The following is a 13,940-nucleotide window of genomic DNA, read 5'->3' as shown; positions in this document are numbered from 1 at the left end:
TATTCCTGGTTACGCTTAATCCTGATGCTCAATTTCATGGCGGCACGTTAGCGCCATAGCTGAAAGCCAGGAGAAAAGATGAAGAACGAGTCGTACTCTCATCCGCCGCGTCATGATGGCTATGCGGGACTGGGCGATTACGCCGCCATTGGCGATGGCCGCTCGGTGGCGTTAATCGCCCCCGACGGCGCAATTGACTGGTGGTGCGCCCCCAATATGGACTCCCCGCCGCTCTTCGATCGCATTCTTGACGCCGCCAACGGCGGTTATTTCCAGATTGAGCCCACCGGCGATTATCGTGTTGATCGCCGCTACCGGGAAAACAGCAATGTGCTGGAAACCTTCTATGAGACAGCATCCGGTAGCGTGGTGTTGACCGAATCCCTCAACAGCAATTACGCCGGACGCCTGCCCTGGTGTGAACTGGCAAGACGTATCGAAGGCATTAAAGGCGAAGTTGAACTGCGGGTGATATTTGTGCCGGGTACAGCGGCCTGTACCCGCTCTCCCTGGATTCAGGACACAGACAAAGGCCAGGTTATCCATATTGGCGATTTAATGGCGATGCTGCGGACATCTAGTGATGTCACCGTCACCCATTTCGACGACCACGCGATAGAGGGAACCTTTGTCGCCCACGAAGGTGTGCGTTCACTGGTGGCGTTGCTGGTCAGCCATAAAGAGCCGCTCGCCGTACCCTCTCTTGAAAAAATTGACGGCCATATTGATATCTCCGACCACGTCTGGCAGTTATGGTGCGAAAGCCTGACCTATAAAGGTATGTTCCCTGAGCACGTGACACGTTCGGCGCTGGCGCTAAAGTTCCTGCTCTATTCCCCGACCGGCGCTCTGGCGGCGGCACCGACCACATCGCTGCCGGAAGGCATCGGCGGCGAGAAAAACTATGACTACCGTTACGCCTGGACACGAGATGCCTGCATGATCATTCGTGCTTTTACCGTTATCGGTGCGCTGGAGGAGTGCAAGGCGGCCTTCTCGTGGCTTACCAACACCATCCTGCGCCATGACGGCAAAGTCCGTGTTTGTTATACCCTTGATGGTGGTATCGTTCCGGCGGAAAGCTACCCGCCATTAAGCGGCTATAAGAACTCACGCCCGGTGCGCATAGGCAACAACGCACGTGACCAGCAACAACTCAGTATGTATGGCGATCTGCTGGCTACCGCTCTGCTGTTTGTCCGCGCCGGACACGTCCTGGATCTCACCACCGCCCGGCTGCTCGCCTCGCTGGCGAATACCTGCGCCGATATCTGGAAGCAGGCGGACTCCGGCATCTGGGAACTGCACGATCTGCAACACTATACTCACTCTAAAATCACCTGCTGGATAACACTGGATATTGCCGCCCATCTGGCGCGCGAGGGGCATCTGGAGGCAACCTGGGTGGCCCGTTGGGATCGCGAAAAAGCGCGTATTCAGGCGTGGGTCGAGGCGCATTGCTGGTCGGAGAAAAAGCAAGCGTATACCTTTTATGCCGGTAGCGATCGGCTCGACGCCTCACTCTGTCTTGCCTGGCATTATGGTCAGCACTGTAATCCGCAGCGCATGCGTTCAACCCTCAACGCCATTATGGACGAACTGGGGCATGGCGAACCCATGCTCTATCGCTACAGCGGTGTCGAGCAGGAGGAGAGCACCTTTGTCGCCTGCTCGTTCTGGATGGTGGAGGCGCTGGCGGAGATGGGAGATAAACCCCGCGCCCGGCACTGTATGGACACCATTCTTGAGACGCTCTGCGATAAGGGCAATGTGGAGACGTTTAATGAGATGTTCGATGTGCGCAGCGGCGAATGGCGCGGCAACGTGCCGCAGGGGTTGAGCCATCTGGCACTGATTTGCGCCGCCGATGCGCTATCAAGGTAAGGCAATCCCGGATTCGGCATTAAAACACCTTATCCGGATTTGCTGCAAAAAGTAGATACTGTGAACGTCTTCAACCTTGTTAACCATGGCTGACTCGTTTTCCCGCATGACAACCACAGCGACATCTTTGTGCCCCCCTGGCGCAGAGCGTGCAGCGAGGGGGTTGAGTCCCCGCTGAAATCGGTGAGCCGAAGACCCGATGGCAAGGTCAGGCCGCCAGGGATGGCGGACTGAGGTTTGTCGAGACAGGACAAAATCGTCCGGAACGATTTTGAACAACGCAACGCGTTGGCCCGAAGGGCGAGCCCCAGGGATGGGGCGAGTAACTCGAGTCAAACCGACCGCTGGCAGCGGGGCGGGAGGCGAACGCAGTGCGAAGCACCGATTTTTTGCGGGGCCGCGGGGATTGTAAAGGGGAACGCGGTGTTCCCCTTTACCCGTTCACGTGTCCGGAGGCGACATTTCGCCATGAACATAAGGTGAACGGAACCCACCTTCCGAGCCGCATATTCCCCTCACCCCAACCCTCTCCCAGGGGGAGAGGGAGAAAACCGGTGGTAGCCCGGATACGGCAACGCCGTATCCGGGCTATGATTGTTATTTCTTACGCGCGTATTTCAGAGAGTCCAGCGCCACCGCGAAGATGATGATGCCGCCCTTAATGATGTACTGCCAGTACGGGTTGATACCGATATAGGTCAGACCGTAGTTGATAACGGTGAAGATGATTACACCGGTCACCACGCCCAGAACCGTACCTACCCCGCCGCTAAAGGAGACGCCGCCAACCACGCACGCTGCGATAGCATCAAGTTCGTACATAAAGCCGAGGTTGTTGGTTGCCGAGCCGATACGACCGGCTTCCAGCATCCCACCGAACGCATAGAACACACCAGACAGGGCATAAATCATCAGCAAGTTCAGCGCAACGTTAACACCAGACACTTTCGCCGCTTCCGGGTTACCACCGATAGCGAAAATGTTTTTGCCAAAGCGGGTTTTGTTCCACAACACCCAAACGAAGGCGACGGCAATCAGCGCATAGAAAGTGATGTAGGACAGGCGGAAAGAGCCTAACGCGATGAAGCCCTGCGTGAAAGTGGAGAAGCCGCTGTCAAAGCCGGAAATCGGCGATGCACCCACGAAGTCGTAGTACAGGGAGTTGATACCGTACACGATGATCATGGTACCCAATGTGGTGATAAAAGGCGTCACGTTGAGGTAAGCGATGATAATACCGTTCACCAGGCCGATGACCGCACCGATCACACAGACAATGCCGATGACCGCGATGATTGGCATCGTGTGCATTTCCGGGAACACTTTGTTGACGTTTTCCATCGACTGCAACAAGGTCGCCGCCACTACCGCCGCCAGGCCCACCTGGCGCCCTGCGGACAGGTCAGTACCCTGTGTCACAATCAGCCCGGCTACGCCCAGTGCGATGATAATACGCACGGAAGACTGGGTCAGAATGTTACTTAAGTTCAGCAGACTTAAGAACGTAGGATCCTGGAAAATAATAATCGCCAGTAACACTAAAAGAACAACGTAAATACCGCCGTCTTTCAGATAAGTGAGAAAAGTTTTTTTATTTAACGCACTCATGAGGAGCCCCTGATCTTAAAGGTGCAAAGACGCAAGACGGAGTATTTCGTTTTGCGTTGTCGTTTTAGTGTCAACAATTCCGGCAACGAGACCATTGCTCATAACCAGAATACGGTCAGTGATACCCAACAATTCAGGCATTTCAGAGGAGATAATAATAATCCCCTTGTTTTTCTTCGCCAGCTCCGCAATCAGCTGATATATCTCGAACTTCGCCCCAACGTCAATACCACGAGTGGGTTCGTCAAGCATTAAGATTTCTGGTTGGGTTAACAACCAGCGACCAATAATCACTTTTTGTTGGTTACCACCGGAAAGCGATCCAATTTGGGTACGGTGGCCGGGTGTTTTCACGCGCATGGAGTCAATAACCCACTGGGTATCGCTTTTCATACGGGAATTATCCAGCAGACCGACTTTATTTTTATAGTTCTGAATATTGGAAATAAGCGAGTTAAATCCGATATCCAGGTAAGCGTAAATCCCGGTAGAGCGACGCTCTTCGGTAACCAGTGCGAAACCATTATTGATGGCTTCATTCGCATTGTGGTTATTAATATTTTTGCCGTGTAGCTTAATTGTACCCGTGGCTTTTTCACGAATACCAAATAATGTTTCTACGATATCGGTACGCTTCGCCCCAACCAGACCAGCAATACCAAGAATCTCACCTTTACGCAGATCAAAGGAGATATCGCGGATTGACGGCTGACGCAATGAGGTCAGATTACGCACTTCGAGAATCGTCTCACCCGGCGTGTTCTGGCGATCCGGGAAACGTTGGTTGAGCGAACGCCCCACCATCATCGCAATGATCTTGTCCATATCCAGCCCTTCGAGCGGCTGGGTCGCAATCCACTGACCATCACGCAGGATCGTAATTTCATCGCACAGTTGGAAGATTTCTTCCATCTTATGGGAAATATAAACAATACCGCAGCCGCGATCTTTCAGCTTACGGATAATTTTGAAAAGATGATTAACTTCTTTTTCGGTCAGCGAAGAAGTTGGTTCGTCCATGATGACAATTTTGGCATCGTATGAGAACGCTTTTGCAATTTCGATCATCTGCATTTGCGAAACAGATAATGTACCGACACGCGCACGCGGATCAATATCAATATCCAGCTCATCAAAGATGGCTTTTGTATCACGGTACATTTTGTCCTGATCGACAAACACGCCTTTGGTTGGGTAGCGACCTAACCACATGTTGTCCATTACAGAACGTTGCAACACCAGGTTAAGTTCCTGGTGAACCATTGAGATACCATTTTCCAGCGCTTCTTTAGCAGAATGGAAATCGATTTCTTTTCCCTGAAAAAGAATGCTACCGGAATCTTTCTGGTATATCCCAAAAAGGCATTTTAATAATGTCGATTTACCGGCGCCATTTTCACCCATTAATGCATGGATTGAGTGCGGACGCACTTTTAAATTAACATTATCGAGAGCCTTTACCCCTGGAAAAGACTTGTTGATATTGCTCATTTCCAACAAGAATTCACCGGACGACTGAGTATTATTGCTGACCATAATTGTACCTTGTTGGCCTGGCATATCGTATTATAAGGGCGCAACTATTATTGTTGCGCCCGGTGAGAACATGCTTAAAACGAATTATTTACCGATGAACTGAGACAGATTGCCCTGATCTACACCAACGTAAGGAATACGAACAATTTTGTTCTCAATTTTCCAGTTGGTGCCGTCAGCTGCGCCTTTACCATCTGCCAGGTTTTTCGCCAGATCGAAGGTTGCTTTCGCCTGGTTGTTGGCATCGTTCAGCACGGTACCGGCCATTGCGCCAGATTTAACCAGTGCCAGTGCTTCTGGCAGCGCATCCACGCCGAATACCGGGATAGAAGATTTGTTGTGCGCTTTCAGCGCTTCAACCGCACCCATCGCCATCGCATCGTTGTTCGCGATCACGACTTCAATTTTATTGGCGTTCGGGCCGGACAGCCATGCGTCCATTTTGTCTTTCGCCTGAGCGGTATCCCACATTGCGGTATCTAACTGCAGTTGCTCAGTTTTGATGCCTTTGTCATTCAGCTCTTTGATAACGTAAGTGGTACGTGCTTCAGCATCCGGGTGACCTGGTTCGCCTTTCAGCAGAACGTACTGAATTTGACCGTCTTTGTTCAGGTCCCAGTTTTTATTGTCAGCCCAGTGTTTGGCAATCAGGTCGCCCTGAATGATGCCGGATTCTTTGGAGTCGGTACCCACATAATAAGCTTTGTCGTAACTATCCAGCGCTTTGCGAGAAGGCTCTTTGTTGAAGAACACAACCGGAATGTTCTGACCACGTGCTTTTTCGATAACGGTGCCTGCAGCAGCCGGGTCAACCAGGTTGATTGCCAGGGCTTTAACGCCTTTCGCCAGCAGAACGTCAATCTGGTCGTTCTGTTTGGACTGGTCGTTCTGGGAGTCGTTCATCAGCAGCTGTACGCCAGAAGCTTCTTTGGCGTCTTTCTCGATGGCTTTACGGACAACTGACATGAAGTTGTCGTCATATTTATAGATGGTCACACCAATACGGGTATCAGCTGCATGTGCGGCTGCGCCAAAAAGCATGCTTGCCATAACAGCAGACAGAGTCAACACCTTCTTATTCATGGTATCTCCGGTTTTTTTATGCAGGGTAGTTCATGCGAATAATGGTCGGCGGGGCAGCAAGTTAATGAAACGTTACTGTTCGCCGAAGTTCACTCAAAAAATTCGTTCTTCCGTGTTCGGTAACGCTCCAATAATGCGCTTTCTTCGATGCTTCAGGCTGAATGACTCAGTGAAAATGAATAATCACCGTTACATCGTGTTTCAGCTTCTAAAACGCTGACATCATAGTCACCGCCTTGTTAAGATACTGTGAATTTACTCACAGATTGAAAACGGTTACATCAACAAACATCATAAGTTAGTGATCGTTGCCACAGATTGACGTGAAGCGACAGAATGACGGCGTACCAGCGTTGGCATAAAGCAGTGTGTAGCGTCAGGATCGAGTTTGCCCGCAGCCCCCATCAGCGCCAGTTCCGTAGCCAGACGGGCCATTGACGCAATCGGATATCGCACCGTCGTCAATTGCGGATCGGTATAACGGGCAATCGGGATATCATCGAAACCAATGAGAGAAAGATGCGGTGGCACCGCAATGCCATTATCTTTCAGCGCGGTTAACGCCCCGGCGGCCATGCTGTCGTTATAGGCAAACACCGCCGTAAGCTGCTGATTGCGGCTCAGGAGTTCCACCATAGCCGCTTCCCCGCCCTGCATATCCGGTGAACCCATACCCACCCAGGCATCCGGCGCGGCAATGCCCTGCTCCGCAAGCGCTTTAACCCAGCCCTCACGGCGCATGTCGTTATCTTCAATCTGATGGCTGGAGGCGAGATAGCCTATGCGTTGATGTCCGTGATTGAGCAGCATGCGGGTGGCCATCACCGCACCGCTGACGTTATCGAGTGAGACACAACGGTGGACGTAACCCGGCACCACGCGATTGATCACCACCATGCCAGGGATCTGTTCCATAAACCCGGCGAGTTCTTCATCGCTTAGCGCTTTTGAGTGAACAATCAATGCGTTACATCGTTGACGTATCAGCACCTCAATAGCGTGGCGCTCTTTTTCCGCTTCGTGGTAACTGTTGCCGATGAGCACATATTTCTGATGCTGCTGCGCCACGGTATCCACCGCTTTCACCAGCGCGCCAAAGAAGGCGTCGGAGACGTCCATCACCACCACGCCGATGGTGTCGCTGATCTGCGTGGCCAGTGCCTGGGCGTTGGCATTCGGGCGATAGCCCAGTTGCGCCACCGCCTTCATCACAGCCTCCCGCGTTTCCTGACTGACCAGCGCACTGTTATTTAGCACACGGGAAACCGTCGCGACGGAAACGCCCGCCTGACGGGCCACATCACGAATGGTGATCATATTGACCAACCTTTATGTTGATTACGGCAGCTCACAGATACCCCCTGTTTAGCAAGGAGGCTATTCTCTCAGTCGGCGAGAAGTTGCTGCGTGAGTGGCATCACATCAATGGAAACGGTTACATCCATTTTGTTAATGATTGTGATCCAGATCGTTATCTGGATGTGCGCGGCAATGATGTCCCCGCAGCACGCGCGGTTAATTGCCGCCACAACCACTCCATCGGCCCCTGACGGAACTGGCGCAGCCAGAGAACAGAGAAGAGAATATTGACGGCCCAGACCGGTGGGACGAAAGCCAGCAGTTGCAAGCGATCAAACTTCATCACCAGGCCGAAACGATAAAACAGCGTGGTACAAATGAGCGTTTGCAGCAGGTAATTGCTCAGTGCCATCCGCCCAACGCAGGCCACAGCATTAACCAGTCTCCAGCGGCACAGTTGCGGCCAGAAACCAAAGATAAGCGCGGTATAACCCAGCACCTGTATGGGTGCGCCCAGCTCACGCGGCGCTTGCAGGATAAACGCGCACCAGCGATATGCCCAGTCAAGTTGCCATTGGGCAATAATAGCCGGCAGGTTTATCGCTACGCCAAGCGCTATCAAAAAGCATCCCGTACGGCGATAGTGCCCCAGACTGAACTGCCCTTTCAGCCAGCCGCTACGCATCAGCGCTGCGCCCAGCAACATCAGCCCGGCCAACTCCCAGCCATACTGCGCCCCCAGCGCCAGCAGACCGCTAGAGAGCATATCAGCACGATTACTGATGGCCTCCATCACGCTGCCCGTTGTTTTCCACCAGACTTCATACTGGATATTGGCCGGTCCAGGTAGCCATGAACGGTTGGGCGCGCTACCGGAGATAACCCCCAGCAACAGCAACACCACAATGCCAATCAAATACAGCGCCAGCCCGGTGTTAAACAACGCTTTTACACTTTGCGCATCGCGAATCATGCGCCAACTGATAAGCCCAATCAGCCCATAAGCCAGCAAAATATCGCCATCCCAGAAGACCAGCGCATGAATAAAACCCAGCAGCACCAGTAACGTTAAGCGTGACTGGATCCAGCGCTTGCCGCGTGGCAAGAGCATTTGCAGGCCCGCGCCAAAGAGAAGCGCAAACAGGGAGAGGAATTTCACCTGCGCAAACAGGTCGAGCAGCGCCCATGTCCAGGCATCGCTTAAGGTGATGCTGCCAGCCCAGGCGGGATTAAGATAGGCCGCTTTTGGCAGTCCAAAAGCGGTGATATTCAGAAGCAGGATACCTAGAATGGCAATGCCACGAACAAAATCCAGCGTGACATTTCTCTCCATGTATCCAGCTCTCCGGGCTAATTAGTTATGGTGACGTACTGCGCGCAGGAACTCCTGGCGAGTGTTCTGGCTGGACTTAAACAGCCCGCCCAGTGACGTCGTGGTAGTAGCGCTGGTAGCATCACGAATGCCACGTGCTTTCACACAGTAATGTACCGCGTCAATGGACACCGCCACATTATTGGTACCCAGCAGCGTTTGCAGCGCCGTCAGGATCTGCTGCGTCAAACGTTCCTGCACCTGTGGACGTTGGGCAAAGAACTGCACAATACGGTTAATTTTCGACAGACCAATCACCGACTCTTTGGGAATATAAGCGACGGTCGCTTTCCCATCGATAGTGACAAAGTGGTGTTCACAGGTGCTGGTCAGCGTAATATCACGCACCGTCACCATCTCATCCACTTTCATTTTATTTTCGATGACGGTAATTTTCGGGAAATTGGCATAATCCAGTCCCGAGAAAATTTCATCAACGTACATTTTGGCGATGCGATGTGGAGTTTCCATCAGGCTGTCATCATTCAGATCGAGATTAAGGAGCTGCATAATCTCGGTCATATGACCGGCTATCAGGCGTTTACGGGTTTCGTTATCCATGTCGACAGGCGGGCGCAACGGGGTTTCAAGGCCACGGGCAACCAGGGCCTCATGAACGAGAGCCGCTTCTTTACTGAGTGATGACATTTTTTATTCTCCTGCAGGTGTGGCATCTTCGCCGTGCGACGGGCGAAGCGAGCAATCATTGTGCGTGAGGTCGCGCACAGAATCCAGTATTCACGGTGATAATTAATGAAATTGCTCGTACCTTTCACGCCGAACGTTTCCAGACCAAAATCCCGCCGAGCAGCAGCGCCAGCCCGGCCAGCACTAGTGCGGGTTCCAGCCGCTGCGTAAGCCAGGTGGAGAGCGCAGACGTCATCGGCCCAATCAATTGCCCGACGGCATAGCCGGTGGTGAGCAAACCCGCCATATACCGGGTATGATTCGGCGCCAGTTCGCGGCCATACAGCAGCGATAACTGCACCGCACACAGAAAACCCCCGCCGACCAATAGCGCGCCCATGACCAGTCCCCCCATCCCCGGCAATACGCAAGAGGCCACCACACCCAACCCTTGTAGCCACAGCACAATCGCCAGCCGCTGATGGCTATGGCCCACATGACGCAGGGCAATACTCAGCCCAATCCCGACGACTGCGGCAGCACCAAATACTGGCCAGACAAACTGCGCAAAGAGGCTACCGGGAAAGCGCAGCGCCGCCATTTGCGAAAGAAAGGTCGCAGGTAAGATGTAGCCAAACCCCGCCAGGCTATAGCTCCAGACCAGTCGTTTCAGATCCGTTGTCAAATGCAGCGGTTCTGGCTGAACGCCGGAGCGATGTAACTGACCCGGATGCGGCAAATAGCGGGCGATCAATACCACCAGCACCAGAGCCAGTACGCCGTAGACCTGCCAGGCTGCCGTTGAGGAGAGCGCGCGCGACTGAATAACCACCGCCAGCAGGCCGCTCAGGGCGATGCCCGCCCCCGGCCCGGCAAATACGGCGGCACTCAAACCCGGACGGGCGTAATGCGCCAGACGCTCGTTCGTCCAGGCTGCGGTAAGCACCATCGCCCAGCCGCTCATCGCACCAATCACCAGACGCAGCGCGCCGTGTGCAATGGCGTTATCCGCCAGCGCAGAAAGAAAGGTCAGCGCAACAGCCCCCGCAACGCCAAGATACAGACGCATCTCGATATGTTTACTGGCGCGCATCGCATCCCACGCTCCCAGTAAATAACCGAGGTAATTCATCGCGGCGACCAGTCCGGCACTGGTTAACGTCAGTTGTCCATCGCGAATCATCAGCGGCACCTGGGGCGTGAAGGCAAAGCGCCCTATTCCCATTGCCACCACCAGTACGATAAAGCCACAGAGCGCAATGCGTAGCGCCATGAAAACCTCTAACGTTAAAAAAAAGTAAAATTTATGATGCATTATGATGCAGCGAGGTGAAAGTGAAAGTTACTCACAGGCGCATGAATTATCTGTATTATGAGTGATCGTCACGCTTTAACTGTTAACAAATAATCAAGGAGCCTTGCATGGAATTGCTTGAAGAGCACCGCTGTTTTGAGGGGCGCCAACAACGCTGGCGGCACGACTCCACCGTGCTGAATTGCACCATGACATTTAGCATTTTTTTACCGCCCACGAAGACAACAACTCCCCCTCCGGTGCTGTACTGGCTGTCGGGCCTGACCTGTACCGATGAAAACTTCACCACCAAAGCCGGCGCGCAACGCGTTGCGGCTGAGCTGGGGATTGTTCTGGTAATGCCGGATACCAGTCCGCGCGGCGATGACGTTGCCGACGCCGATGGCTATGATCTGGGCAAAGGCGCGGGCTTTTATCTCAACGCCACCGAACAACCGTGGGCGGCGCATTACCGCATGTATGACTATCTGCGCGATGAACTGCCCGCGTTAATTCAATCACAATTTACCGTCAGCGAACGTTGCGCCATCAGCGGTCATTCGATGGGCGGCCATGGCGCACTGATCATGGCACTGAAAAACCCGGGGCGCTTTACCAGCGTTTCTGCGTTTGCGCCGATTGTAAACCCGGCACAGGTCCCCTGGGGACAGAAAGCCTTTAGCGCTTATCTGGGCAACGACATCTCAACCTGGCAGGCCTGGGATAGCTGCGCGCTGATGCTGGCCAGTCAAAATAAAGATGCGATCCCGACGCTTATCGATCAGGGAGATGCCGATCAATTCCTCGCAGAACAGCTACAGCCCGCCCGTCTGGCTGAAGCCGCCCGCCAGACCGGCTGGCCGCTCACGCTTCGTGTTCAGCCTGGCTATGATCACAGCTATTACTTTATGGCCTCGTTTATTGAAGACCACCTGCGTTTCCACGCGCAATATCTGCTGAAATAATCACCGGAGGGCGATGCCCTCCTCTTTACGATTCCTTACATTTTCCGCTATCCCGCTGAAAAAACTAGATTTCCCCTCATTTAAAACAACAAATGCAAATGATTTCAATTATCAGTTGTATTTACATAAATTCACTTTTTATCCACAATCCTTCCGCTTCTCCATCACCAGAGTTCTTAAAAGACAAACACTTATAGTCTTCATGGTATTGCCCGATGGAGCTTTATTCATTTAAACGGAATGACAAAATGACTTTACCTCGCGCTAAATTGCTGGCAGTTGCCGTCTGCGCTGCCACCTTCCCCCCGGCACTCCTTGCGGCTGAAGAAGACACCGTCGTCGTCTCCGCTACCGGGTTTGAACAGAAAATCCAGAACGCCCCAGCTTCTATTTCGGTTATTTCTAAACAGCAGCTTGAAGATAAAGCGTACCGGGATGTCACCGACGCGTTGAAAGATGTTCCGGGTGTGGTGGTGACCGGCGGTGGCAGCAGCAGTGATATCAGCATTCGTGGCATGGCTTCGCAATACACCCTCTTTTTGGTCGATGGCAAACGAATCAGCACACGCGGTACGCGCCCCAACAGTGATAATGCCGGTATCGAACAGGGCTGGCTGCCGCCACTGGAATCCATTGAGCGTATTGAAGTGATCCGCGGCCCGATGTCATCACTGTACGGTTCTGACGCAATGGGCGGTGTGATTAACGTCATCACCAAAAAAGTGTCCAATACCAAAGGCTGGACAGGCTCAGTGCATGGCGATGCCACTTTCCAGGAAAACAGTGATTCCGGCGATCTCTTCCAGACCAACGCTTCCGCTTCCGGCCCGCTGATTGACGGGCTACTGGGCGCGAAAGTGAGCGGGCTATTATCCCGTCGCGCGGAAGATAAAATCCTCAACGGCTATAACGAGCAGCGCCTGCGCAACGGTGGCGTGACGTTCAATTTCACCCCGGATGATAAAAACGATTTCGACCTGGATATTGCCCGCGAATTGCAGGATCGCAACAGTACGCCTGGTATGTCGTCGGCGGCGGAGACCTGCCGTGGCAACGTTTGTACGCCCAACAGCAAAAGTGACAGCCGCTACGAGCACACCACTTACTCGTTAACCCACAGCGGTTATTACAGCGACTTCAACACATCCAGCTACATTCAGCAGGAAGAGACCAATAACCCAGGTCGCCAGATGAAGTCGTATAACACCATCGTCAACAACCAGAACCAGATCTTCCTTGGCAGCCATACCATGACGGTCGGCGGGCAGTATCGCTATGAGAAACTGCGCGATAACGGCAATCAACTGGAAGCGGCGGACGGGCTGAATAAACTCACCCGCTGGAGCTGGGCGTTATTTGCAGAAGATGAATGGGCGGTGCTCGACAGCGTGACGCTGACTGGCGGCTTGCGCATGGACAAAGATGAAAACTACGGCACCAACTGGACACCGCGCGGCTACGGCGTGTGGCATCTGACCGACCAGTGGACGATTAAAGGCGGCGTGTCGGCAGGTTATCGCGCCCCGGATCTGCGTCAGTCTTCCGCAAGCTGGGGACAGGCGACAGGCGGTGGCCGCATGAATGGCATGATTGTCGGCAACCCCGACCTGAAACCGGAAAAAAGCCTGAGCGAAGAAATCGCCCTGCTGTGGGATAACAATGACACCCTCAACGCGGGCATTACGCTGTTCAACACCGACTTCAAGGATAAAATCACCGAAGTACGTCGGTGCAACAGCAGCGCCGATCCGGCCTGTACGATCGGCAGCGTCAGTTACGATTTTGTCAGCGATCGCGTTAACGTTGATAAAGCCAATATGCGCGGCGTCGAATCCACCTTCGGCTGGAACATCACGCGCGACCTTAACCTGACGGCCAACTACACCTTTACCGAGTCAGAACAGAAAAGCGGTCAGTTCTCCGGCAAGCCGCTTAACAAAATGCCGAAACACATGATCAACACCACGCTGGACTGGCAGGCCACGCAGGATGTGGGTCTTTGGGGTCGCCTGAACTTCCGTGGCAAAACCTCGGAATACTTAAGCCGCACCTCAATGTCGCAGGGTACGCCATCTTACAGTCAGGTGGATGTGGGTCTGCGTTACAACGCGAATAAGAATTTGCTGGTCTCCGCCGGGATTTACAACGTGCTGGATAAGCAGATTGATTACGACACCTATGACACGGTCCTTGATGGCCGCCGTTATACCGTTGGCTTAACCTATAACTTCTGATAACGCTTAACAAAAAACGCCCCGGTAATTTGCCGGGG

10 protein-coding genes are annotated in these 13,940 nt (G+C 53.2%); 3 read left to right on the top strand and 7 right to left on the bottom strand.

Annotated elements, in window-relative coordinates:
• Positions 1-78 precede the first annotated feature (78 nt).
• On the top strand, positions 79-1,884 hold the full coding sequence (locus tag MRY16398_RS08755; RefSeq protein WP_125124180.1) for a glycoside hydrolase family 15 protein: 1,806 nt from the start codon (positions 79-81) through the stop codon (positions 1,882-1,884).
• 597 nt (positions 1,885-2,481) lie between these two features.
• On the opposite strand, the gene mglC is transcribed toward MRY16398_RS08755, so the two are convergent.
• From mglC to MRY16398_RS08720, 7 genes are all read right to left on the bottom strand, one after another.
• Positions 2,482-3,492, bottom strand: coding sequence for a galactose/methyl galactoside ABC transporter permease MglC (gene mglC / locus MRY16398_RS08750; RefSeq protein WP_039079977.1), 1,011 nt, complete (start codon positions 3,490-3,492; stop codon positions 2,482-2,484).
• A 15-nt stretch (positions 3,493-3,507) separates the two neighbouring features.
• Positions 3,508-5,028 (bottom strand): galactose/methyl galactoside ABC transporter ATP-binding protein MglA, encoded by a 1,521-nt coding sequence (gene mglA, locus MRY16398_RS08745; RefSeq protein WP_039079976.1) that lies wholly within the window; start codon positions 5,026-5,028, stop codon positions 3,508-3,510.
• 84 nt (positions 5,029-5,112) lie between these two features.
• On the bottom strand, positions 5,113-6,111 hold the full coding sequence (gene mglB / locus MRY16398_RS08740; RefSeq protein WP_039079975.1) for a galactose/glucose ABC transporter substrate-binding protein MglB: 999 nt from the start codon (positions 6,109-6,111) through the stop codon (positions 5,113-5,115).
• A gap of 291 nt (positions 6,112-6,402) precedes the next feature.
• Positions 6,403-7,428, bottom strand: coding sequence for an HTH-type transcriptional regulator GalS (galS, locus tag MRY16398_RS08735; RefSeq protein ID WP_125124179.1), 1,026 nt, complete (start codon positions 7,426-7,428; stop codon positions 6,403-6,405).
• 154 nt (positions 7,429-7,582) lie between these two features.
• Positions 7,583-8,743 (bottom strand): DUF418 domain-containing protein YeiB, encoded by a 1,161-nt coding sequence (gene yeiB, locus MRY16398_RS08730; protein ID WP_103245454.1) that lies wholly within the window; start codon positions 8,741-8,743, stop codon positions 7,583-7,585.
• Between the two features lie 21 nt (positions 8,744-8,764).
• Positions 8,765-9,430, bottom strand: coding sequence for a GTP cyclohydrolase I FolE (gene folE, locus MRY16398_RS08725; protein ID WP_039079972.1), 666 nt, complete (start codon positions 9,428-9,430; stop codon positions 8,765-8,767).
• A 124-nt stretch (positions 9,431-9,554) separates the two neighbouring features.
• A complete protein-coding gene (locus MRY16398_RS08720; RefSeq protein ID WP_079496542.1) occupies positions 9,555-10,682 on the bottom strand; it encodes a YbfB/YjiJ family MFS transporter in 1,128 nt (375 codons plus the stop codon).
• A 149-nt stretch (positions 10,683-10,831) separates the two neighbouring features.
• Between MRY16398_RS08720 and fghA the strand changes: the two genes are divergently transcribed.
• Both fghA and MRY16398_RS08710 read left to right on the top strand, forming a co-directional pair.
• Positions 10,832-11,668, top strand: a complete 837-nt coding sequence (gene fghA, locus MRY16398_RS08715; protein WP_039079971.1) for an S-formylglutathione hydrolase — start codon at positions 10,832-10,834, stop codon at positions 11,666-11,668.
• Between the two features lie 248 nt (positions 11,669-11,916).
• On the top strand, positions 11,917-13,902 hold the full coding sequence (locus MRY16398_RS08710) for a ligand-gated channel protein (RefSeq protein ID WP_125124178.1): 1,986 nt from the start codon (positions 11,917-11,919) through the stop codon (positions 13,900-13,902).
• Positions 13,903-13,940: the final 38 nt, after the last annotated feature.

The organism is Phytobacter sp. MRY16-398, assembly GCF_003925915.1.
Lineage (GTDB): Bacteria > Pseudomonadota > Gammaproteobacteria > Enterobacterales > Enterobacteriaceae > Phytobacter > Phytobacter diazotrophicus.
This window is presented reverse-complemented; position numbering and strand designations above follow the sequence as displayed.